The 22,091-nt window shown below is 67.8% G+C and carries 19 protein-coding genes and 1 pseudogene; 6 read left to right on the top strand and 14 right to left on the bottom strand.

Features of this window, described 5'->3' with window-relative positions; all coding sequences use genetic code 11:
* From QMZ26_RS20075 to QMZ26_RS20110, 8 genes are all read right to left on the bottom strand, one after another.
* Positions 1 to 914 (bottom strand): septal ring lytic transglycosylase RlpA family protein (locus QMZ26_RS20075; RefSeq protein ID WP_283222480.1); only part of this gene is annotated, 914 nt, incomplete at its 3' end.
* Positions 911 to 2,059: a lytic murein transglycosylase B gene (mltB, locus tag QMZ26_RS20080; RefSeq protein ID WP_283222481.1), complete on the bottom strand. Its 1,149-nt coding sequence runs from the start codon at positions 2,057 to 2,059 to the stop codon at positions 911 to 913. The genes mltB and QMZ26_RS20075, both read right to left, overlap by 4 nt.
* A gap of 550 nt (positions 2,060 to 2,609) precedes the next feature.
* Positions 2,610 to 3,710, bottom strand: coding sequence for a rod shape-determining protein RodA (rodA, locus tag QMZ26_RS20085; RefSeq protein ID WP_283222482.1), 1,101 nt, complete (start codon positions 3,708 to 3,710; stop codon positions 2,610 to 2,612).
* Between the two features lie 149 nt (positions 3,711 to 3,859).
* Entirely contained in the window at positions 3,860 to 4,972 is a 1,113-nt protein-coding gene (rodA, locus tag QMZ26_RS20090; protein ID WP_283222483.1) for a rod shape-determining protein RodA, read from the bottom strand.
* Positions 4,969 to 7,050: a penicillin-binding protein 2 gene (gene mrdA, locus QMZ26_RS20095; RefSeq protein WP_283222484.1), complete on the bottom strand. Its 2,082-nt coding sequence runs from the start codon at positions 7,048 to 7,050 to the stop codon at positions 4,969 to 4,971. The genes rodA (QMZ26_RS20090) and mrdA overlap by 4 nt, the downstream gene beginning before the upstream one ends.
* 3 nt (positions 7,051 to 7,053) lie before the next feature.
* A complete protein-coding gene (gene mreD, locus QMZ26_RS20100; protein WP_079223400.1) occupies positions 7,054 to 7,539 on the bottom strand; it encodes a rod shape-determining protein MreD in 486 nt (161 codons plus the stop codon).
* Positions 7,536 to 8,678, bottom strand: a complete 1,143-nt coding sequence (mreC, locus tag QMZ26_RS20105) for a rod shape-determining protein MreC (RefSeq protein ID WP_283222485.1) — start codon at positions 8,676 to 8,678, stop codon at positions 7,536 to 7,538. Before mreC ends, mreD begins: the two co-directional genes overlap by 4 nt.
* A gap of 118 nt (positions 8,679 to 8,796) precedes the next feature.
* A complete protein-coding gene (locus tag QMZ26_RS20110; protein ID WP_079223402.1) occupies positions 8,797 to 9,843 on the bottom strand; it encodes a rod shape-determining protein in 1,047 nt (348 codons plus the stop codon).
* A gap of 282 nt (positions 9,844 to 10,125) precedes the next feature.
* On the opposite strand from QMZ26_RS20110, the gene QMZ26_RS20115 reads away from it, so the two are divergent.
* A complete protein-coding gene (locus QMZ26_RS20115; protein WP_079223403.1) occupies positions 10,126 to 11,064 on the top strand; it encodes a carbohydrate kinase family protein in 939 nt (312 codons plus the stop codon).
* Positions 11,065 to 11,281: 217 nt separating this feature from the next.
* Here QMZ26_RS20115 and QMZ26_RS20120 read toward each other — a convergent pair whose 3' ends face one another.
* The 4 genes from QMZ26_RS20120 to ubiE all read right to left on the bottom strand — a co-directional run bounded on the left by QMZ26_RS20120 (position 11,282) and on the right by ubiE (position 15,617).
* On the bottom strand, positions 11,282 to 11,911 hold the full coding sequence (locus QMZ26_RS20120; RefSeq protein WP_283222486.1) for an HAD family hydrolase: 630 nt from the start codon (positions 11,909 to 11,911) through the stop codon (positions 11,282 to 11,284).
* A complete protein-coding gene (locus QMZ26_RS20125) occupies positions 11,899 to 12,630 on the bottom strand; it encodes a hypothetical protein (RefSeq protein ID WP_283222487.1) in 732 nt (243 codons plus the stop codon). The genes QMZ26_RS20120 and QMZ26_RS20125 overlap by 13 nt, the downstream gene beginning before the upstream one ends.
* Before the next feature lie 126 nt (positions 12,631 to 12,756).
* The gene (locus tag QMZ26_RS20130) at positions 12,757 to 14,685 is read right to left on the bottom strand and encodes a M1 family metallopeptidase (protein WP_108747395.1); all 1,929 of its coding nucleotides are present in this window, start codon (positions 14,683 to 14,685) and stop codon (positions 12,757 to 12,759) included.
* A gap of 170 nt (positions 14,686 to 14,855) precedes the next feature.
* Positions 14,856 to 15,617, bottom strand: a complete 762-nt coding sequence (ubiE, locus tag QMZ26_RS20135; protein ID WP_283222488.1) for a bifunctional demethylmenaquinone methyltransferase/2-methoxy-6-polyprenyl-1,4-benzoquinol methylase UbiE — start codon at positions 15,615 to 15,617, stop codon at positions 14,856 to 14,858.
* An 80-nt stretch (positions 15,618 to 15,697) separates the two neighbouring features.
* Between ubiE and QMZ26_RS20140 the strand changes: the two genes are divergently transcribed.
* From QMZ26_RS20140 to QMZ26_RS20160, 5 genes are all read left to right on the top strand, one after another.
* A complete protein-coding gene (locus QMZ26_RS20140; protein ID WP_094002387.1) occupies positions 15,698 to 16,150 on the top strand; it encodes a nucleoside deaminase in 453 nt (150 codons plus the stop codon).
* Positions 16,151 to 16,349: 199 nt separating this feature from the next.
* On the top strand, positions 16,350 to 16,607 hold the full coding sequence (locus QMZ26_RS20145; protein ID WP_079223408.1) for a hypothetical protein: 258 nt from the start codon (positions 16,350 to 16,352) through the stop codon (positions 16,605 to 16,607).
* Positions 16,608 to 16,681: 74 nt separating this feature from the next.
* Complete coding sequence (locus tag QMZ26_RS20150) at positions 16,682 to 17,008, top strand: hypothetical protein (RefSeq protein WP_079223409.1); 327 nt, start codon at positions 16,682 to 16,684, stop codon at positions 17,006 to 17,008.
* A 73-nt stretch (positions 17,009 to 17,081) separates the two neighbouring features.
* A complete protein-coding gene (locus QMZ26_RS20155; protein WP_108758863.1) occupies positions 17,082 to 17,504 on the top strand; it encodes a low affinity iron permease family protein in 423 nt (140 codons plus the stop codon).
* Between the two features lie 260 nt (positions 17,505 to 17,764).
* The gene (locus QMZ26_RS20160; protein ID WP_283222489.1) at positions 17,765 to 18,217 is read left to right on the top strand and encodes a transposase; all 453 of its coding nucleotides are present in this window, start codon (positions 17,765 to 17,767) and stop codon (positions 18,215 to 18,217) included.
* A 499-nt stretch (positions 18,218 to 18,716) separates the two neighbouring features.
* Here QMZ26_RS20160 and smeF read toward each other — a convergent pair whose 3' ends face one another.
* Entirely contained in the window at positions 18,717 to 20,114 is a 1,398-nt protein-coding gene (smeF, locus tag QMZ26_RS20165) for a multidrug efflux RND transporter outer membrane subunit SmeF (RefSeq protein WP_159095051.1), read from the bottom strand.
* A pseudogene (smeE, locus tag QMZ26_RS20170) lies at positions 20,095 to 22,091 on the bottom strand (multidrug efflux RND transporter permease subunit SmeE); the annotation flags it as partial. The pseudogene smeE and the gene smeF, both read right to left, overlap by 20 nt.

Below are 22,091 nucleotides of genomic sequence, written 5' to 3' on the forward strand. Positions count from 1 at the left end.
GGAAGGCTACTCACCGCGACCTCAGGCAGGGCGCTGTTGGCGGCCTGGGTGGTGGCCGGCTGGCCACGGGCCGGCGCGCCATCGGCGGGCAGGCGCTGCACCAGGCGGTCGATGTCGCTGGGCGCGGCGGCACGCGGGGCGGGTGCCGGGCGTGCCGCGGCAACCGTCGTGGCAGCCGCCGCAGCCTCGGCCGCACGGCGCTCGCGGCGCGAGGGTTTCTGCGCAAGCAGGTTGCTTTCGCCCGGCTGCAGCGCGCGCACTTCCACGTTGCCGGTGCCCCGCTGGGTGATGCCCAGGCGCACGGCGGCAGCGTAGCTGAGGTCGACCACGCGGCCATCATGGAACGGGCCGCGATCGTTGACGCGCACGATCACCGATTCACCGTTGTCCAGGTTGGTCACGCGGGCGAAGCTCGGCAGCGGCAGCGTCTTGTGGGCGGCGGTGAACTGGTACATGTCATAGACCTCGCGGTTGGAGGTCAGGCGGCCGTGGAACTTGGCGCCGTAATACGACGCGGTGCCGCGCTCGACGTAGTCATGGGTATCGTCGAGCACCTTGTACGACTTGCCCAGCACCACGTACGGCGATTTGTTGCCGATCACCGAGCGCTCGATCGCGGTCACTTCCGGCTCGGGAATGCAGGCCACGTTGGGCACGTAGCTGGGCGTGGTGTCCTTCACCCCCGGCTTGTACAGGCCGCCGGCGGTGTAGTTGCCGCGGGTGCTGGGATCCTCGGTGGCGGCCGCATACGGCGAACCGTCCGGGCAGTGCGGCGGGCGCCCGCCTTTGCCCTTGCCCTGCACCACCGTGCTGGGCACCTTGCCGCCATGGCCGGCACTGGGTTTGTCCGGTGCGCTGCTGCAGGCCGCCAGCGCCAGCACGACCATTCCGGGGACCAGCCATCTGATGTTCATGCCGGGGGCAGCTCCTGTCCGGCAATGGCCTGCGACAACTGGAACACGGCCATCGCGTACATCTTCGAGAGGTTGTAGCGGGTGATCGCGTAGTAGTTCTGGAAGCCCAGCCAGTACTGCTTGCCGTTGCTGGCTTCCAGGGTGATCGGGGTGGCGGTGGCACCCGGCTGTACCGGCGCGCTGGGCTGGTAGCCGCGCTGGGCCAGGTCGGCCAGGGTCCAGGTGGGCATCCACTCGGTCGGGTTGAATTCCTCGCGGCCCGGGGCCAGCGTGGCCGGCACCGCCACCTGGCCGCCACGCACCCAGCCGCCCTTCTTCACGAAGTAGTTGGCGATGGACGAGAACACGTCGTCGTAGCTGGTGAACAGGTCGCGGCGGCCATCGCCGTTGCCATCCACGGCGTAATCCAGGTAGCTGGACGGCATGAACTGGCCCATGCCCATCGCACCGGCATAACTGCCCTTGAGCGTGGTGATGTCCAGCTTCTCTTCGCGGCCCAGTTCGAACAGCTTGGCCAGCTCGTCGCGGAAGAACAGTTCGCGGCGCACTTCGCGTTCCAGCTTGGCCGGGTCGCCGCTGCGCGGGTAATAGAAGGCCAGCGTGTACAGCGCATCGAGCACGCGGTGGCTGCCGGCATTCTTTCCGTAGCTGGTTTCCACGCCGATGATGGCCACGATCACTTCGGCCGGCACGCCGGTGCGCTGCTGCACGCGGTCCAGCTCGGCGCGGTGCTCGGCCAGGAACGCGCGGCCGCCATCGATGCGTGCCTTGCTGATGAACATCGGACGATATTCATTCCACGGCTTGACCCGCTCGGCGGGCCGCGACATGGCAGCGATGATCGGCTGGCGCACCTGCGCCTGGTCGAGCACGCGGGCGATCTCGGCCGGTGCCAGGCCATAGCGCTTGGCGGTATCGGCAATGAAATTGGCGCGGGCGGTTTCGAACGGCACCGGGGTGAGGTCGACCGGCGGCGCAGTGGCGGCGGTCGCTTCCGGGGCGGCTTCGGCCGGGCCCTGCGCGGGCTTGCCGGCCGGGTGGCGCGGCGTGCTGCTGGCCTGGGGTGAAGTCGGCGGGGACGTCGGCTGGGTCGCGCAGGCGACCAGACCGAGGGTGAGCAAGCAGGCCAGGGTGCGTCGAATCATCGTCGCAGGTTAGCAGGTCATGGATGAATTAAAACCCCTAACACCATGAATCACAACGATTTGCGCGCGTTCAGCGGGAAATGTGAAGGCGTCGTGAGCACCCGGCCCCATTCAGGCAGAGGTTGCCGGTTGCGCCCCCATCCCCGCAGGCGCAACCGGCGACCGGATCCTGTCGATACCTGCGCGGCTGTCGCTCCCCAGTGACAGTGCCCCGCGCTCCCTGTATCCGTTGGACCAGTACTGCTTTCCCGCCCGGCGCCCCCTCGCGCTGCATCTACAGACGGCGCGCCGTGCCGAACGGGCCGCCATTGTGCAGGCCGATTACGACAAGTCCATTGATCCGGATCAACGCTACGTCAAAATGTGAATTGGTCCGCACTTTTTATGGAACTTCGTCGGCGGGGAGGCTGTGCCGGTGATGTCGAGCATGCGCGGCTGCGCTGTGATGCAGCGCCGAGCCCATGCTCGGCTGCGCACCTTCTGTAGAGCCGAGCCCATGCTCGGCTGCGTTTTGCGAAGAGCAGCCGAGCATGGGCTCGGCTCTACAGAATCAGCCGCAGCCCCCATGCACCGGGTGGTGGTTGCGCACCGCCATCACCAGCCCGATGCCTGCCAGCAGCGATACCGCCGAGGTGCCGCCATAGCTGACCAGCGGCATCGGGATGCCCACCACCGGCAGCAGGCCGGAAATCATCCCGCCGTTCACCAGCACGTACACGAAGAACGCCAGCCCCAGGCTGCCCGCCAGCAACCGCGCATGCGTGTCGCGCGCCTGCACGGCGATCCACAGGCAGCGCCCCACCACGAACAGGTACAGCGCGAACATCGTCGCCACGCCGATCCAGCCGAATTCTTCGCCCAGCACCGAGAATGCGAAGTCGGTGGTGTACTCGGGCAGGAAATCCAGCGTGGCCTGCGTGCCCTGCCCCCAGCCACGGCCTTCCCAGCCGCCCGAACCGATGGCGATGCGCGACTGCAGGATGTTCCAGCCGGTGCCCAGTGGATCGGCCGCCGGGTCGAGGAAGGTCAGCACGCGGTCCTTCTGGTACTGCCGCAGCAGGCCGAACCAGGCCAGCGGCGCGGCCATCGAAACGCTGGCCAGGCCGGCCACCACCCAGCCCCAGTGCAGGCCGGCCAGCAGCAGCGCGAACACGCCGCTGGCGGTCACCAGGGTGGCGGTGCCCAGGTTGGGCTGCAGCAGGATGAGCACCGCCGGCACGCCGATCAGCGCCGCGGCGGTCAGCACCGTGCGCGGCGACGGTGGCAGCGGCTGGCGATGCAGGTACCAGGCCATCATCAGCGGCAGACTGAGCTTGAGCAGCTCGGAGGGCTGCAGGTAGAACACGCCCAGGTTGAGCCAGCGCTGGCCGTACTTGCCGGTGCCGACCACATAGACCGCCATCAAGGGCAGCATCGACAACGCGTACAGCACCGGGGTCCACGCGCGCAGGCGCAGCAGCGATACCCGCGACAGCAGCCACATGGCTGCCAGGCCACCGGCAAACCGCGCGGCCTGCCCGGTCACCGGCCCCGAGACGCTGTGCAGCACGGCCAGTCCGGCCGCCATCAGCAGCAGCAATGCAAGCAGCAACGGCAGATCGATCGTACGCACCGCCTCGCGGCAGATGCCAAACACACGTTTCCATTCCACGCAGGCACAGTAGCGGGCGGCGCTTGCGTGAAGCTTTCCCTTGTCGCCGGGCATGGCCCGGCGCTACCGACCCACGCTTCTGTAGAGCCGAGCCCATGCTCGGCTGCGTTTTGCGAAGAGCAGCCGAGCGTGGGCTCGGCTCTACAGAATCAGCCGTAGCCGCCGTGCACCGGGTTGTGGCTGCGCACGGCCATCACCAGGCCGAAGCCAGCCAACAGGGACACCGCCGAGGTGCCGCCGTAACTGATCAGCGGCATCGGCACGCCCACCACCGGCAGCAAACCGGAAATCATCCCGCCGTTCACCAGCACGTAGACGAAGAACGCCAGGCCCGTGGCGCCGGCCAGCAACCGGGAATACGAATCGCGCGACTGGCTGGCGATCCACAGGCAGCGCCCGATCACCACCAGGTACAGGGTCAGCACCAGGGCCACGCCCATCCAGCCGAACTCCTCGCTCAGCACCGAGAACGCGAAGTCGGTGGTCTGCTCGGGAATGAAGTTCAGGTGCGACTGCGAGCCTTCGCCCCAGCCCTTGCCATCGAAGCCACCGGACCCGATCGCGATCTTCGACTGGATGATGTTCCAGCCGGCACCCAGCGCGTCCATCTCCGGGTCGAGGAACATCATGATGCGGTCCTTCTGGTACGGCCGCAGCAGCCAGAACCAGGCCACCGGCGCGACCGCGGCCACGCCGCCCACGCCCAGCCCCACCCACCACCACGGCAGGCCGCCCAGCAGCAGCACGAACACGCCACTGGCGGCGATCAGCACGCCGGTGCCGAAGTCCGGCTGCAGCATCACCAGGCCGGTCGGCACGCCGATGATGACCATCGCCACCAGCACCGTGTTGAAGCGCGGCGGCAACGGCATGCGGTGCAGGTACCAGGCCACCATCATCGGCAGGCTGACTTTCAGCAGCTCGGCCGGCTGCAGGTAGAAGAACTTCAGGTCCAGCCACTGCCGGCCGTACTTGCCGGTGCCCAGCACGAACACGGCCAGCAGCGGGATCATCGAGATCGCGTAGATGAGCGGGGTCGCCGAGCGGATGCGCAGGATCGGCACGCGTGAGATGGCCCACAGCGCCGCCAGGCCGACCACAAATCGCGCGCCCTGGGCCATCACCAGGCTGTCGCCGCCCGCGCTCTTCAGCGTAGCCAGGCCGATCACCATCAGCATGCCCAGGGCCAGGCACAGCACCCAGTCCAGGGAGCTGAAGAAGCGCCGCAGCATATCGCCGGCCCAGCGCAGGAAATCACTCATCGTGCAGGCTCCGCGGGGGGCGAACGGGGGCTGGCGGGCAAGGCGGCGGCCGCTGCCGGCGGCGCACCGGGTGCCGGAGCAGGCGCCGGTGCGGGCGCAGGCACCCCCACCGCGACCGGATGCTCGCCCAGTTGCGCGGCGGCAGCATCGCCAGCCGGGCGCGCGCTGGCGTCTTCGTTGTCGAACGCAGTCACGCCGATGACGGTGGTGCCACGCTCGGCATCCAGCGGCTGCATGCCTTCGGGCATCTTGCCCAGCAGATAGGCATCGAACACCTTGCGCGCGATCGGTGCGGCGGCCGAACCACCGTAGCCACCACCTTCCACGGCCACGGCAATGGCGATCACCGGGTTTTCGACCGGCGCGAAGCCGACGAACAGCGCGCGGTGGCGCAGATGCATCGGCAGGCTCTTAGGGTTTACCGCGGCGGTGCCCTTGCGGCTGACCACCTGCGCGGTACCGGTCTTGCCGGCCATCACGTAGGGCGCACCGACCGCCACGCGCCAGCCACTGCCGCCGGGCCGCATGGTGGCCATCATGCCCTCGCGAACGGCCTGCACGTTATTGGGGTTGGGACTGACCGGCCTGCTCTCGCCCTGCGGCATCGCCGCCCAGTTGCTGTCGAAGCCCTCGCGCTGCTGGATGACCAGGTGCGGCGTGCGCAGCTGGCCGTCGGCCAGCGCACTGACACCGCGCGCCAGCTGCAGCGGGGTCACCTTCCAGTCGCCCTGGCCGATGCTGATGTTGACCGTGTCGCCGGGGTACCAGGCTTCCTTTCGGCTTTTGCGCTTGTAGGCCGGCGACGGCAGGATGCCGCCGATTTCGCCGGTCAGGTCGATACCGGTCGGCTGGCCAAAGCCGTAGTACTCCATGTAATGGTCGAAGCGCTCGATGCCCAGGTCCAGCGCCAGCTTGTAGTAGTAGGTGTTGACCGATTCGGCGATGGACTTGCGCAGGTCGGTCCAGCCGTGGCCGCCGCGATGGGCGTCACCCCAACCGCGCGAGGTGCCCGGCAGGTAGAACATGCCGGTGGACAGCACCTTGTCTTCCGGGCGGCGCACGCCGGAATCGAGCCCCGCCAGGCCGATCAGCGGCTTCAGGGTGGAACCGGGGGCGACGCCACCCAGCACCAGGCGGTTGAACTGCGGCCGCGAGGGATTGTCGTTCAGCGCCTTGAAATCGGCATGCGAGATGCCGTTGACGAACAGGTTCGGGTCGTACGACGGCAGGCTGACCATGGCCAGCACTTCGCCGGTACGCGGGTCCATCGCCACGGCCGAACCTTCCTGGTCACCGAAGGCCGCCACCATGGCCCGCTGCAGGTCGGCGTCGATGGACAGGCGCAGGTCGGCGCCGGACTGTGCGGCCACCCGGCCGACGGTGCGGATGGCGCGGCCCTGCACGTTGGTCTCGACCTGTTCGTAGCCGACCTTGCCGCGCAACTGCTGCTCGTAATAGCGCTCCAGGCCCGACTTGCCGATGTGGGTCAGCGCCGCGTTGCCCTCGCCGAGGATCTCCAGGTCCTTGTCATCGACCCGGCCGACGTAGCCGATGATGTGCGCGAACAGGTCGCCATAGGGGTAGCGGCGGGTCAGGTAGGGTTCCAGCTCCACGCCCGGGAAGCGCCAGCGGTCCACCGCGAAGCGCGCCATTTCCTCATCGGTCATGCGCAGCTTGAGGGTGACCGGCAGGAACCTGCGGCGCGCCTTGCGCGACTTGTTGAACGCTTCCAGCTCTTCGGGGCTGATGCTGATGATCTTCGCCAGCCCTTCCAGGGTGGCGTCCATGTCCTTGACCTTGTCCGGGGTCACGTCCAGGCGGAAGGCCGGCACGTTTTCGGCCAGCAGGCGGCCGTTGCGGTCGTAGATCATGCCGCGCCCGGGCACCACCGGCCGCGGCTTGATGCGGTTGGCTTCCGAGCGGGTGGCGTAGATGTCGTGGTCCAGCACCTGCAGCTTGAAGTACCAGCCGCCCAGGCCCAGCAGGCAGACCAGCACGCCGAGGAAGCCCAGCGCCGCGCGGCGGCGGAACTGTTCGGCTTCGGCGTGCGGGTTCTTGACCTGGCGACGCGGGATCATGGCTCAGCGCCCGCGCTTGCCGAAGCGCACTGCGTCGAGCAGCACGAACACCAGCGGCCACAGGCCCATGCCCAGCAGCGGCGCCCACCAGTACGACCACGGCAGGGTCGGTTCGCCCACCAGGATGTGCACCAGCGCGCTGACGATGCGGTCGTTGAACAGCAGGCCACCGATGGCCAGCATCTGCTGCGACATCGGGAAGAAGCGGATGCGGGCGCGGAAGCGCTGCAGGATGAAGGCCAGCATCACCAGACGCATGGCCTGCTCGCCGAGCACGCCGCCATACAGCAGATCGGCGATGACGCCGCTGGTGAAGGCGATGCCCAGGCCGACGCGCTCAGGCGCCTCGATGACCCAGTAGGCCAGCACCAGGGCCAGCCAGTACGGGCGCAGCGGCTGCAGCAGCGCGGGCAGCGGCAGCAGGCCCAGCAGCAGGGCCACGACCAGGCTGGCCGGCAGCACCCAGGGGTTGTCGCGCAGGCGGCTCATCGTGCGGGCTCCTGCGGCGTGGGCTGGAGTTGTTGCCGGCCAGCGGCCGGCACTACCGTGGACCCAGCGGGTGGAGAGCCCCCTTCTTGTTGAAGGGGGCGCGCCGACGGCGCGGGGTCAAGGTGGGATGCGGGGGCAACCGTCCTCGCCTGCGGCGAGGGAGGTTGCCGGCCAGCGGCCGGCACTACCGGGGCACCAGCCGGGACGGCCGGAGGGGCGCCGGCGGGCAGCACTTCACCCTCGGCGGGGCCACCGGCTGCACTGGCTTCGAGGCTCTGGCGCAGCTCCGGCGGAATCCGGATGGCTGCGCCTGGCCTTAGCAGCAGCACGTCGCGGCCGCGGTCCAGCTGGGCCGCAGGCTTCAGTTCGCCCACCAGGAAGGCATGGGTGTCATCGGGGCGCAGCGCGGTGATCGTGCCGACCGGGAAGCCCGGCGGGAACCGCCCGCCCAGGCCGGAGGTGACGATCTCATCGCCCACTTCCACGCCCGCGCTCAACGGAATATCGCGCAGCTGCAGGGTGTCGCCGCGCCCGTAGACGATCAGGCGCACGCCGTTGCGGGCCACGGTCACCGGCACGGCATGGTCCGGGTCGGTCAGCAGCAGTACGGTGGAGGTGCCACCGGTGGTCCTGATCACCTGCCCCATCAGGCCCCCGGCATCGATCACCGCCTGCCCCACGTGCACACCGTCGCGGCTGCCCGCGTCGAGCACCAGGCGCTGCTTCACCGGGTCCAGGTCGATGTCCAGGATCGGCGCCAGCTGCACGTCCAGGCCACTGCGCTCGGCCACGTTCAGCAGTTCGCGCAGCTGGGCGTTGTCCAGCGCGGCGGTCTGCAGGCGGGTCAGGCGCGCGTTGGCCAGCAGCAGCTGGTTGCGCAGTTCACGGGTCTCGGCCACCAGCTGGCCATGGCTGGCCGCGTTGTCGCGCACCTGGTTGCTGAGCTTGCCGGGCAGGCCGGCCAGCGCCCACACCGGCTGCACCAGCGTATCGGCCTGGGCGCGCACGCGCGCCAGCCAACCGGCCTGGTCGTCCAGCACGATCAGGATGATGGCCATGGCCAGGTAGGCGAGCAGTCGCAACGGACTGGCGGCGTCACCGGATCGGGAGGCTACGGGAGGACCGGCGTAAGGCGGCACGGCAACAGTTCAATCAGCTGAGGGCGAAGGGGAAACACGGCGGCGCCCCGCCGGTGCCGGCCCGCAGCAGCGGGCCACACCCCGGAAGGGCGCTGCAGGGAAGACCAGGCGGCAGGCCTCAGTCCGGCGCAAAGAACTCGTTGCCGTGCATGTCGACCAGTTCCAGCGCACGACCGCCACCGCGGGCCACGCAGGTGAGCGGGTCGTCGGCCACCTGCACGTGCAGGCCGGTTTCCTCGGAGATCAGGCGGTCCAGGTCGCGCAGCAGGGCGCCACCACCGGTCAGCACGATGCCGCGCTCGGCGACGTCGGCGCACAGTTCCGGCGGGGTCTGTTCCAGGGCCAGCTTGACCGCGCTGACGATGCCCGACAGCGGCTCGTGCAGGGCCTCGAGCACTTCGTTGGAGCTGATCTTGATCATCTTCGGCACGCCCTCGGCGAGGTTGCGGCCGGAGATTTCCATCTCGATGACCTCGGCCTGCGGGTAGGCGCAGCCCAGCTCGACCTTGATGCGCTCGGCGGTGGCTTCACCGATCAGCATGCCGTGGTTGCGGCGCACGTAGTTGGTGATCGACTCGTCGAAGCGGTCACCACCGATGCGCACCGATGCCGAATAGACGATGCCGTTCAGCGAGATCACCGCCACTTCGGTGGTGCCGCCGCCGATGTCGATGACCATCGAACCGCGCGCCTCGGTGACCGGCATGCCGGCGCCGATCGCGGCGGCCATGGGCTCTTCGATCAGGAACACGTCGCGGGCACCGGCTTCCTCGGCCGACTCACGGATGGCGCGGCGCTCGACCTGGGTCGAACCGGCCGGCACGCAGACCAGCACGCGCGGGCTCGGGCGCAGCACGCGGGACTTGTGCACCTTCTTGATGAAGTGCTTGAGCATCGCCTCGGTGTAGGTGAAGTCGGCGATGACGCCGTCCTTCATCGGGCGGATGGTGGTGATGTGGCCCGGGGTACGGCCCAGCATCTGCTTGGCTTCGGCGCCTACGGCTGCCACCGAGCGGGTGCCACCGATGGCACGGTCCTGACGCACGGCCACGACCGACGGCTCGTTCAGCACGATCCCCTGCCCACGCACGTAAATAAGGGTGTTGGCCGTGCCCAGGTCGATGGACAGGTCGTTGGAGAACATGCCACGGAGTTTCTTGAACATCTGAGGAAGGAGTCCTGAGGGGTGTCGTGCCCGCCGCGGGATGGCGAAAAAATGGGCAGAATTCGAGGCCGACAAGCCTAGCAACCCGCTTCCCGGCGAGCAAGGAAAAAACTAGCTGAACCCGCGACTTGGCTGGCTTTGCGCCCAATTGGGCATCACCCGGTTCTGGCCCTGAGCGGCACCAGCAGGTAACCTTTGCGCCGTCGGGCGCCCAAGGGCGCCATTTGCTTGCTGGCCGATGCCGGCTGGCCACCCCCAAATTCACCGCATAGGCTTACATCGATGTCCGCTCTGATCTGTGGTTCTCTTGCCTTCGACACCATCATGGTGTTCCCGGACCAGTTCAAGAATCACATCCTGCCGGACAAGGTGCACATCCTGAACGTGTCCTTCCTGGTCCCGCGCATGCGCCGCGAACTGGGCGGCTGCGCCGGCAACATCGCCTACAACCTGAAGCTGCTGGGCGGCAGCCCGATCCCGATGGGCACCGTTGGCCAGGATTTCGCACCGTACCGCGAGCACTTCGAGCGCATGGACATCGACCTGAGCCAGGTCCGCGTGCTGGAAGACATGTTCACCCCGCAGTGCTTCATCACCACCGACCACGACAACAACCAGATCACCGCGTTCCATCCGGGCGCGATGATGCGTTCGCACGAGAACCACGTGAAGGACGTGCCGGGCGTCACTTTCGGCATCGTTGCGCCGGATGGCCGTGACGGCATGATCCAGAACGCCGCCGAGTTCCTGGAATGCGGCATTCCCTTCATCTTCGACCCGGGCCAGGCGCTGCCGCTGTTCAACGGCCCGGAGCTGCGCGATTTCATCGAGCAGGCCGATTACGTGGTGGTCAACGACTACGAGTCCAACCTGCTGCAGGAACGCACCGGCTGGGACGAGAAGCAGATCGTGAGCCGGGTGAAGGCCTACATCACCACCCGTGGCCCGAAGGGCGCGGTCATCCACACCCCGGAAAAGAGCTACGACATCCCGCCGGCGCACGAGCGCCGCGTGGTCGACCCGACCGGCTGTGGCGACGCCTTCCGCGCCGGCCTGATCTACGGCATCGAGAAGGGCTACGACTGGCTGACCATCGGCCGCATGGCCAACCTGATGGGCGCGCTGAAGGTCGAACACCCGGGCACGCAGAACCAGCGCTTCACGTTTGAAGAGTTCCACGACCAGTTCAAGCAGCAGTTCGGGTACGCGCTGGGCGCGTAAGCCGGACGGGGCCCGCGCATTTCGATGCGCGATCGGGAACTGCTCTGGTAGGTGTCGACCTTGGTCGACACTGCCGGCCAGCGGCCGGCACTACCCACACCGCCGGGCATGGCCCGGCGCCACCGGAACCGTCTGTAGAGCCGAGCCCATGCTCGGCTTTCGCGCGCCAGCGCGACCTGACCGCAGAGCAGCCGAGCATGGGCTCGGCTCTACACGGTCATGCGGCCTGCCAGGCCGCCAATAGCGCGCGGCAATCGGCGAAATGCCAGTCCGCGCGGCCCGGCCAGGGGTTTTCAGGCAGATTGACCAGCACGGTCCGCGCACCGGCGGCGCGGCCGCAGTCCAGGTCGTAGGCGTGGTCGCCCACCATCACCGCAGCGTCGGCGCCGATGCCCCAGCGCCGCAGGTGCTGCTGCACACCGTCGGGCGACGGCTTGGGCACAGCCTCATCGCGGCCGATGACGCCGCCATCGTCAAACAGATCCCCTACCCCGATGGCCTCCAGCGTCAGCTTCGCCAACGCATGGTCGTTGCGGGTCAGGATGCCCAGCTGGCAACCGGACGCGGCCAGCGCGCGCAGCAGCTCGACCGCGCCCGGGGCCGGCAGCGCGTCCTCGGCCAGCCCACGCTCGTGGGCCAGCAGCCAGGCGTGCTTCTGCGCCGCCTCCGCACCCGGCAGGCCCGCCAGATGCACGAGGATGTCCGCGCTGGGCGGGATGCCCAGTTCGCGCTTGATGCGCTCGAAATCATGCATGGCCACGGTCAGCGTGCCATCCATGTCGAACACCCAGTGGCGCACGGCCGACAGTGCCGGCGCCACCACCGCCGTGGCCGTCACTTCCACCACTGCGGCATGCGGCTGGTATCCACGCCGCCGGTCTCGAACACCGCGGTGCGGGTACCGCCGGCCTTTACCGGGAACTCGATGCTGATCGACTTGCCCTTCTGGGCCAGCTTCCACAGCGCCTTCTGGTCGGTGATGAACATGGCGATGGCCTCGTCGGTCTTCGGCCGCCAGGCCGCCATCGAGATCGGCTTGCCATCGTCCACGGTCACTTTCACCGTGCACTGCGGGCAGCGGAAATCACCGGCCTGCAGCACCAGGTAAGCGTGGCGCTTCCACTCGGGATGGTCGCGGAAGACCAGCTGCACCGGCTTGGCGCCGCTGCCATCCACGTCCACCCGTTCCTTGCTGTAGATGGTGGCCGAGACCTGCTTGCCCTTCGTGCCGACCGGAATCTCGTTGTACTGCCACAGCGCCTGCAGCCGGCGCAGGTCGCGCGCGGCATCGGCCTTGGCCTTCACTTCGTCGAAGCCGGCGGCGATACGCTCGGCCGCTTCGGTGTCCTTGTACTGGTCCAGCAGCGAGCCGCCGTGGATGCGCGCACGCTCCCAGTCCTGCGCGGCCACGGCCGTGTCGTACTGCTTGGCCACGTCCGCGGCCTTGGCTTCCTTCTGCGCCTGGGCGGCGGCAGCGGCGGCTTCCTGCGCCTTGCGCTCCTCCTCGGGGTTGCTGCAGGCGGCCAGGGCCAGGGCACAGGCGGTGATCAGGATCAGTCGTTTCATGCGGAAGTCCTTTGCGGGTGCCCCCCGATTCTATCGGCGGCGGATGGCGGATACAGCAACGGCGGGTTTCCCCGCCGTTGCCGGTGACGCAGTGCCTGGTTGCCGGCCAGCGGCCGGCACTACCCGTTACTTGGCTTCAGCCTTGGCCAGCAGATCCTGGACCGAGGCGGTGGTGATCGGGTGGTAGCCCGGCTTGGCCTTCTCGAAGGCCGCCTTGGCCAGCTCCAGACCCTTCGGGGTCTTCACCAGTTCAGCGTAGATCGGCATGATCAGCTTGCGGCGGCCGACGCGCTCGATGAACGCCGCGGCGGCGTCATTGGCCTGCTCGTAGCCGCTGCGGATCGCCAGCGGGTACCAGCGCATGGCGATTTCGCCATTGGCGGTGCCGGTGAAGTGGTACGCCTTGTCCAGCGTGGCCAGCTTGTCCAGCGGCAGGGTGGCGCCCAGGCCGTCGATGAAGCGGACCCATTCCTGGGTGCCCCACTCGGCGGTGACCTGGCTGCCCGGCAGGCTGCCGGCGCCGGAGAACGCGATGCGCGCGGCATCGACGCTGCTGAAGTTGCGCGACTGTGCCTTGGTGGCGAACGAGGGGATGCCCGGCTCGTCCAGCCATGCCTTCAGCTCGGCCTCGCTCACCGCCGAGGGGTTCTTCGGCAGCAGGTTCTTCTTCAGGTACTCGACGAACTGGTCGGTGTTGGCGCTCTGGAAAGCGTGGTCATCGAACCAGCCACGCAGGAACGGGTCGAAGGTTTCGCGACCGAAGCGCTGTTCCAGGAACTCCAGGAACCACGAACCCTTGACGTAGGCGACCTGGCTCAGGGCTTCGTCGGGGTCACGCTCGTTCAGCGGCGGCAGGGCCAGGGCCTGGTCGGCCGGGCTCATGTCTTTTACTTCGGCCAGCAGGTCGGTCTGGTCGATCTGCTTCTCCATCTCGGCCATCTCCTTGCCGTACAGGGCTTCGGTGATGCGGCCCTGGACGTAGGTGGTGAAGCCTTCATTGAGCCAGATGTCCTTCCAGCTGGCGTTGGTCACCAGGTTGCCCGACCAGCTGTGCGCCAGTTCGTGGGCGACCAGCGAGACCAGCGACTTGTCGCCGACGATCACGGTCGGGGTGGCGAAGGTCAGGCGCGGGTTTTCCATGCCGCCGAACGGGAACGACGGCGGAAGCACCAGCATGTCGTAGCGGCCCCAGCGGTATTCGCCGTACAGCTTTTCGGCGGCACCGATCATCTTCTCGGTGTCTTCGAATTCCTTGGCGGCCTTGTTGACCATGGTCGGCTCGGCCCAGACGCCGGAGCGGCCGGAAATCGGCTCGAACACCAGGTCACCAGCGGCGATGGCCAGCAGGTAGGACGGGATCGGCTGCGGCATCTTGAAGGTGTAATCACCATCACGCGCGGCCTTCGGGTCGTTGTCGGCGCTCATCAGCACCATCACGTCCGGGCGCGAGGTCACGTGCGCGCTGTAGGTGAAGCGCACGCTCGGGGTGTCCTGCAGCGGCACCCAGGAACGGGCGTGGATGGCCTGCGACTGGCTGAACATGAAGGGCAGCTTCTTGCCCTCGGTCATCGACGGCTCCAGCCACTGCAGGCCCGAGGCGGTCGGTGCGGTGTGGTAGCTCACTTCCACCTTGGCCGGCTGTTCCGGCGCTTCGATGGTCAGCTTGCTGCCGAAGACCTTGTCGACCGGCGCCAGTTCGAACTTCAGCGGGCTGCGCGCGCCGTCGGCGGCGATGGCCTCGACCTTGGACACGTTCAGCTCGCGGGTGTCGAGCACCAGCTGCTGGGCGTCCTTCTGCTTCCATTCCAGGGTGTAGGTGGCGGTGCCGCCGATCTGCTTCTGGTCGAAGTCCAGCTTCAGATCCAGCGCGATGTCCTTGATGACGACCTTGTCCGGCTCGGCGTACGAGCTTTCGTCGTGGCTGCGGTTTTCGGCGTTCACGGGGGCGGCGGGGGCCTTTTCGGCAGTCGGGGCGGCGGCGGGCGCGGCCGCCTCCTGGGAGCAGCCGGCGGCCAGGGCCACGGCCAGCGGAAGGAGCATCAGCGGATTACGCATGAATCGGGACCGTTACGGGGATCAAACCCCAATGGTACCTCGCCCCCGCCCCGGACGCGTTGCGCGATGCGGGGTAAGGCCTGCCGTGGGACCCGCTCGCCGGGCATGGCCCGGCGCTACCGGGAAACCGGACAGGTAGCGCCGGGCCATGCCCGGCGGCCGTCAAAGGCTTACAGCTTGTAGCCGGAGTGGATCGAGACGATGCCGCCGGTCAGGTTCTTATAGTGGCAGCGCTCGAAACCGGCCTGCCCCATCATCGCCTTCAGTTCTTCCTGCGGCGGGTGCTTGCGGATGCTCTCGGCCAGGTACTGGTAGCTGTCCGAATCGTTGGCGAACAGCTTGCCCAGCTTCGGCAGGATCCTGAACGAGTGGAAGTCGTAGATCGGCTTGAACCAGTCGGCGGTGACTTCGGAGAACTCCAGCACGCGGGCCTGGCCGCCCACCTTCAGCACGCGGTACATCTCGCGCAGGCCGGCGTCCTTGTCAGTCACGTTGCGCAGGCCGAAGGCGATGGTCACCAGGTCGAAACTGTTGTCCGGGAACGGCAGGGCTTCGGCATTGCACTGCACGTAGTCCAGGCCGAGCACCAGGCCGCGGTTGGTCAGGCGGTCACGGCCGACCGACAGCATGCCGGCATTGATGTCGCCCAGCACCACCGCCCCCTCGGCGCCCACGCGCTCCTTCAGCAGGGCGGCGATATCGCCGGTGCCGCCGGCCAGGTCGAGCACGCGGTCACCCGGCTTCACCTGCGCGGTGGCCACGTAATAGCGCTTCCAGGCCCGGTGCACGCCGAGGCTCATCAGGTCGTTCATCAGGTCGTAGCTGCGCGCGACCGAGGTGAACACCTCGCCGACAAGCTTCTGCTTGTCCTTGGCGGCCACGTCGCGGAACCCGAAATGGGTGGTACCGGATTTGTAGGGGGATTCGCTCATGCGCTGATTATCGCACTGCCGGGGCCGCTGCGGGGTAACCGGGCCTTATCATGGCGGCCCATGACCCACCGGAGCCCCGCATGATCACCACGCCCGACTACCAGGCCCTGCTGCAGACCGCCATCGCCGAAGCCCGACAGGGCCTGGCCGAGGGCGGCGTGCCGATCGGCGCGGCGCTGTACCACAACGATGGCCGCCTGCTCGGCTGCGGCCACAACCGCCGCGTGCAGGAAGGCGATCCGTCCGTGCACGGCGAAACCGATGCCTTCCGCAAGGCCGGCCGCCAGCGCCGTTACCAGGACACCATCATGGTCACCACCCTGGCCCCGTGCTGGTACTGCTCGGGCCTGGTGCGCCAGTTCAACATCGGCACCGTGGTGGTGGGGGAATCGCGCACCTTCCAGGGCGGCATCGACTGGCTGCGCGAAAACGGCGTCAACGTGATCGACCTGGACAGCCAGGAATGCGTCGACCTGCTGGGCGGCTTCATTGCGCAATATCCGGAAATCTGGAACGAAGACATCGGCGAATAAGCGCCGCATTTCCGTTCCACGCACAGCTAGATGAACGCTTCAGAGCCGGCACAGCCTTGTGCCGGCTGCCTCTGCACAGGCCGATGTGCGCTGGCGCACAGTCAGCTGGATAAACCACACACGCGCTGCTAACAGCGCCTTCGCACGGTGCGCCTACGGTGGAATCACCGGGGCCCTCCTGTCCCGGGGGAGCAAGCCCATGAGCGCGCACGCCGTACGCCCCTTGCCCGACCCCGCCCTCGCCGGCATCCGCGACCGATTGACGCAGCAGTTCGCGCTGCATCGGCGTGGTGCGCCGTTCTGGGCCGCATTCCAGGACATGCAGCAGGAAATCACCCGCGATCATCCGCGCGACCACGTGCGCCTGTGCAACGCGATGGCCGACATGGCCGAAGACCTGGGTGCCGTTGAACACGCGCAGCTGATCGATGGCAACACCGGCTGCACGCCGCGCTGACGCTGCATGCACCGGCACATACGCACACTGCGATGAACCCCCACTCCCTGCCACCCCAACCGAACTGGAATGCCATGCACGCTGAAGTCCCCGCCATCCCACCGGTCATCGACGTTGATGCTGAGCTTGATCACTGGCGCCGGCAGCATGCCGACGGTGCCCTGCCACACAACTCGTTCGGCTCCTACGTGCCGTGGATCAAGTTCGCCTGTGATTCGCTGATCACCCAGCCGCGCGCCAGCAACGCCGAGCGCGACGAGACGTTCCAGACCCAGTACGCCCTGCAGATCATGCCGCGCCTGAGCGAGGCGCAGGCCCGCGAATTCGTCGACCGCTGCTGGCAGCACGTCTACCAGACCAGCCGCGTGCGCCTGCAGGACGCCCCGCGCCTGCGCGCCTGAGCCCCATCGCGGCTGCACGGCCCGTGCACGGGCCGCTGCCGATCATCCTCGTCACCTGGGTGGAACGACGACGATGAAAGCAAGAAACCTGTTCAATACGATCGCCAAGAAGGCCGCGGCCGCCACCGGCTCGCCGTGGACCTTCCTGGCAGCGGTGGCGATCGTGGTGGTATGGGGCATCAGCGGCCCCGTGTTCGGCTTCAACGATACCTGGCAGCTGGTGATCAACACCGGCACCACCATCATCACCTTCCTGATGGTGTTCCTGATCCAGCACACGCAGAACTCGGACACCGCGGCGATGCAGATCAAGCTGGACGAGCTGATCCGCGCCACGGCCGACGCCAACAACGAGCTGCTGGACCTTGAGGAAATGGACGAAGAACGGCTGGAGGAAATCCGCGCCGAGTACGAGCGCATGGCCCGCGAGGCCGGCGACGCGCTGGCCCGGGTGCGCTCCTGCCGCGCGCCCCCGCGCGATGACGAAGCGGTTTGATCACATCCGGTAGCGCCGGGCCATGCCCGGCGAGCGCGCAGCACGGCCTATGTCCGATGCCATGAACGCTTACGCTCTGGTAGCGCCGGGCCTTGCCCGGCGAGCGCGGCAGCGCGGTCTGTGTCCGATCCCATGAACGCCCGAAGGAAGCCGCCGGGCATGGTCCGGCGCTACCGACCCGGCGCCGCGCGGCAGAACCTCACAAGCTGCCAAGGTGTCTGCCGATAGGGAAACTCAAAGCGCATTCCCAGACTGGCCCAATGTCCAGCCGTCATCTCCAACGTGGCCGCGATTCCCGCATCGATGGCTATTACGTGCTTACCACTGTCGTGCTGAAGCGGCGCCCGGTGTTTGCAGACCCTCGCTGCGCCGAATGCGTCGTGGATACACTCCGCTTCGTCGAGCGCGAAGGACTCAGTCGCTCGTTCGCCTGGGTCGTCATGCCCGATCATGTTCATTGGTTGATGCAGTTGCGCGCGGGAACGCTCGCCCGATTGATGGGAACGTTGAAATCACGCAGCAGCCGCCATCTGGGGCTGCAGTTCGGGGTGGAGACGCCCCTGTGGCAGCCGAGCTACTTCGACCACGCCGTTCGCAATGAAGAGGCTTTGAGGCGTCATGCGCTCTACATTCTGGGAAATCCGATACGCGCCGGACTCGCTGCCGAATTGGATGAATACCCGTTTGCCTGGTGTCGATGGCCCATGCGGTAGCACGCGGCATGCACAAGAAGCCGCCGGGCACGGCCCGGCGCTACCGGGACCACCCCGCCTGGTAGCGCCGGGCCATGCCCGGCGAGTGCGAAGCCCAGCCAGCATGCGATGCAATGAACGCCAAAAGCAAAGCCGCCGGGCACGGCCCGGCGCTACCGGGACCACCCCGCCTGGTAGCGCCGGGCCATGCCCGGCGAGTGCGAAGCCCAGCCAGCATGCGATGCAATGAACGCCAAAAGCAAAGCCGCCGGGCACGGCCCGGCGCTACCGGGATCCCTCCGCCTGGTAGCGCCGGGCCATGCCCGGCGAGTGCGAAGCCCAGCCAGCATGCGATGCAATGAACGCCAAAAGCAAAGCCGCCGGGCACGGCCCGGCGCTACCGGAACCACCCCGCCTGGTAGCGCCGGGCCATGCCCGGCGAGTGCGAAGCGCGGTCCCGCATGCGATGCAATGAACGCAGGAAACAAGGCCGCCGGGCGTGGCCCGGCGCTACCGGGGTTTACCCGCGCTCGTGCCAGCCGCCGCCCAGTACCTTGTACAGGGTGATGCGGTTGGTCTGCTGGGCCAGCTCCGTCTGCAGGCGGGTCTGCTGCGCGCTGTACGCGGTACGACGTGCGTCCAGCAGGGTCACGAAGCTGTCCAGGCCGGCGTCATAGCGTGCCTGCGACAAGCGGTTGGCCGTTTCGGCCGCATCCACCAGGCGCTGCTGCGCGCTCACCTGCTCGTCCAGGCTGACATTCAGCGCCAGCGCGTCGGAGGTTTCGCGGAAACCACTCTGGATCGCCTTCTCGTACTGCGCCAGGGCAATATCGCGGTCCGCATTGGCCACGGCCAGGTTCGCGCGCAGCTTGCCGCCCTGGAAGATCGGCAGGGTGATCTTCGGCAGGAAACTCCACACGCGGGTGCCGCTGTCGAACAGGTTGGACAGTTCGCCCGAGCCACTGCCGATGCTGCCGGTCAGGGTGATGCTGGGGAAGAACGCGGCGCGCGCGGCACCGATGTTGGCGTTGGCCGCCAGCAGCTGGTGTTCGGCGGCCATGATGTCCGGGCGCTGCAGCAGCACGTCGCTGGGCAGGCCCGCCGGCGGCGGGGCCAGGGCCAGCAGCTGCGGTTCGATGCTGTCCGGCAGCAGGTCCGCATCGACCTGGCCACCGGCCAGCAGCGCCAGCGCGTTGCGGTCCTGGGCCAGCTGCCCGCGCAGGCGGGCGGCATCGGTACGCGCGGTTTCCACCAGCGTGCGGGTCTGGCTCAGTTCCAGACCGGAACTGCCGCCGCGTTCATGGCGGGCCTCGGCCAGGCGCAGCGAATCCTCGTAGGTCTTCAGCGTAGCCTCGGAAATCCTCAGCTGCTGCGCATCGGCACCGTAGGTCAGCCAGGCGGTGGCGGTCTCGGCCACCAGGCTCAGCTGCGCGTTGCGGCGGTTGGCGGCCACGGCGAAGTACTGCTGCAACGCAGATTCGCTGAGGTTGCGCACGCGGCCGAACAGATCCAGCTCGAAATCGGCCACGCCCACGCCGGCGGTGAACTGCTCGGTGACGCCCGCATTCGTGCCCTGCCGTTCCATCTGGCCGGTGGCGGCCAGGCCGGGCACGCGGTCGGCGCGCTGCACGCGGTACTGGCCGCGTGCCTTTTCCACGTTCAGCACGGCCACGCGCAGGTCGCGGTTGTTGTCCAGCGCCTGGCCGATCACCTGCTGCAGGCGCTCATCGGCGAAGAAGTCGCGCCAGCCCAGTGCAGCAACATCGGTGACCTCGCCCTGGCTCGCTTCGGCCGGCCACTGCGCCGGAATGCCCGGAGCAACGGCGGTGTCCTTCGGCGCCAGGGTGGAACAGCCGGCCAGGCCCAGGCTGGCGACGAGCGCCAGCAGCAAGGGGGTCTTATTCATGGGAACCTCCATGGGCAGCGTCATCGCGCGGGGCCGGCGGCGTGCCCCCCCCGTTGCCCTTGTTGCGGTTGAACACGCGCTGCACCACCACGAAGAACAGCGGGATGAAGAACACACCCATCACGGTGCCCACCAGCATGCCGCCCAGCACGCCGGTACCGATGGCGCGCTGCGCACCGGAACCCGCACCGGAGGCGATGGCCAGCGGCAGCACGCCCAGGCCGAACGCCAGCGAGGTCATGATGATCGGGCGCAGGCGGTCGCGCACTGCATGCATCGTTGCTTCGATCAGGCCCGCGCCCTTCTCAAGGTTTTCCTTGGCAAATTCGACGATCAGGATCGCGTTCTTGCTGGTCAGGCCCACCGTGGTGAGCATGGCCACCTGGAAGTAGATGTCGCGCTCCATGCCGCGGAAGGTGTTGGCCAGCACCGCGCCGAGGATGCCCAGCGGCGCCACCAGCAGTACCGAGGTCGGCACGCTCCAGCTTTCATACAGTGCGGCAAGGCACAGGAACACGATCAGCAGCGACAGCGTGTACAGCAGCGGCGTCTGCGAACCGGCCTGGCGCTCCTGGTAGGACAGCGCGGTCCACTCGATCTCGAAGCCGGTCGGCAGGTCCTTGGCGATGCGCTCGATCTCGGCCATGGCATCACCCGAGGCCACGCCCGCGGCGGGCTCGCCCTGGATCTCCATCGCCGACACGCCGTTGTAGCGTTCCAGGCGCGGCGAACCGTAGTCCCAGCGCTTGGAGGCGAAGGCACTGAACGGCACCATCTCGCCCTGCCCGTTCTTCACCGACCAGACGTTGAAGTCGTCCGGGTTCATGCGGAACGGTGCATCGGCCATCACGTACACGCGCTTGACGCGGCCACGGTCGATGAAGTCATCGATGTAGCTGCTGCCCCACGCCGCGGCCAGGGTGTTGTTGATCGAGCTGACCGACAAGCCCAGGGCGTTGGCCTTTTCCACGTCCACGTCGATGCGCAGCTGCGGGGTGTCTTCCTGGCCGTTGGGGCGCACGTTGGCCAGCAGCTTGCTCTGGCCCGCCGCACCCAGCAGCTGGTTGCGCGCGGCCAGCAGGGCGTCGTGGCCCTTGCCGCTGGTGTCCTTCAGGAAGAACGTGTAACCCGAACCGATGCCCAGTTCCGGCATGGCCGGCGGCGGGAAGGCGAAGATGAAGGCGTCCTTGATCTGGCCCAGCGCGCCCATTGCACGCCCGGTGATCGCACCCACGCTGTGGTCGGCGTCGCGCTCCTTCCAGTCCTTCAGCTTGACGAAGGCCATGCCCGCGTTCTGGCCCATGCCGGCGAAGCTGAAGCCCTGCACGGCGAAGATGGACTCGACCGCATCGGCTTCGTTCTTCAGGAAGTGGTCTTCCAGCTTGGCCATCGCTTCCAGGGTGCGTTCCTGGGTGGCGCCGACCGGGGTCTGCACCAGCGCCATCATGATGCCCTGGTCTTCATTGGGCAGGAACGAGCTGGGCAGGCGCGCGAACAGCACGCCCATCACCACGGCCAGGGCCACGAAGATGCCCATGAAGCGCCACGGGCGATGGATGATGCCCTTCACGCCGCGCTGGTAGGTTTCGCTGGAACGGTCGAAGCCACGATTGAAGCCGTTGAAGAAACGGCCCAGCAGGCCGCTGTGGGCGACGTGGTGCTCGCCCTTCTTCAGCGGCTTGAGCATGGTCGCGCACAGCGCCGGGGTCAGCACGATGGCCACCAGCACCGAAAGCGCCATGGCCGAGACGATCGTGGCCGAGAACTGGCGGTAGATGATGCCGGTCGAGCCGCTCATGAAGGCCATCGGCACGAACACCGCCGACAACACCAGGCCGATGCCCACCAGCGCGCCGGTGATCTGGCCCATCGACTTGCGGGTGGCTTCCAGCGGCGACAGGCCCTCTTCGGACATGATGCGCTCGACGTTCTCCACCACCACGATGGCATCGTCCACCAGCAGGCCGATGGCCAGCACCATGGCGAACA

This window comes from Stenotrophomonas sp. PFBMAA-4 (assembly GCF_030053215.1).
GTDB lineage: Bacteria > Pseudomonadota > Gammaproteobacteria > Xanthomonadales > Xanthomonadaceae > Stenotrophomonas.

Excerpts from the sequence above, each read along its gene's own strand:
- QMZ26_RS20160 (WP_283222489.1), top strand. The coding sequence starts at position 17,765 with ATGTCCAGCCGTCATCTCCAACGTGGCCGCGATTCCCGCATCGATGGC.
- QMZ26_RS20110 (WP_079223402.1), bottom strand. The coding sequence starts at position 9,843 with ATGTTCAAGAAACTCCGTGGCATGTTCTCCAACGACCTGTCCATCGAC.
- mreD (WP_079223400.1), bottom strand. The coding sequence starts at position 7,539 with ATGAGCCGCCTGCGCGACAACCCCTGGGTGCTGCCGGCCAGCCTGGTC.
- ubiE (WP_283222488.1), bottom strand. The coding sequence starts at position 15,617 with ATGAGCGAATCCCCCTACAAATCCGGTACCACCCATTTCGGGTTCCGC.
- QMZ26_RS20145 (WP_079223408.1), top strand. The coding sequence starts at position 16,350 with ATGAGCGCGCACGCCGTACGCCCCTTGCCCGACCCCGCCCTCGCCGGC.
- QMZ26_RS20155 (WP_108758863.1), top strand. The coding sequence starts at position 17,082 with ATGAAAGCAAGAAACCTGTTCAATACGATCGCCAAGAAGGCCGCGGCC.
- QMZ26_RS20115 (WP_079223403.1), top strand. The coding sequence starts at position 10,126 with ATGTCCGCTCTGATCTGTGGTTCTCTTGCCTTCGACACCATCATGGTG.
- mltB (WP_283222481.1), bottom strand. The coding sequence starts at position 2,059 with ATGATTCGACGCACCCTGGCCTGCTTGCTCACCCTCGGTCTGGTCGCC.
- QMZ26_RS20140 (WP_094002387.1), top strand. The coding sequence starts at position 15,698 with ATGATCACCACGCCCGACTACCAGGCCCTGCTGCAGACCGCCATCGCC.
- QMZ26_RS20125 (WP_283222487.1), bottom strand. The coding sequence starts at position 12,630 with ATGAAACGACTGATCCTGATCACCGCCTGTGCCCTGGCCCTGGCCGCC.
- smeF (WP_159095051.1), bottom strand. The coding sequence starts at position 20,114 with ATGGAGGTTCCCATGAATAAGACCCCCTTGCTGCTGGCGCTCGTCGCC.
- QMZ26_RS20150 (WP_079223409.1), top strand. The coding sequence starts at position 16,682 with ATGCACGCTGAAGTCCCCGCCATCCCACCGGTCATCGACGTTGATGCT.
- QMZ26_RS20130 (WP_108747395.1), bottom strand. The coding sequence starts at position 14,685 with ATGCGTAATCCGCTGATGCTCCTTCCGCTGGCCGTGGCCCTGGCCGCC.
- mrdA (WP_283222484.1), bottom strand. The coding sequence starts at position 7,050 with ATGATCCCGCGTCGCCAGGTCAAGAACCCGCACGCCGAAGCCGAACAG.
- rodA (WP_283222483.1), bottom strand. The coding sequence starts at position 4,972 with ATGAGTGATTTCCTGCGCTGGGCCGGCGATATGCTGCGGCGCTTCTTC.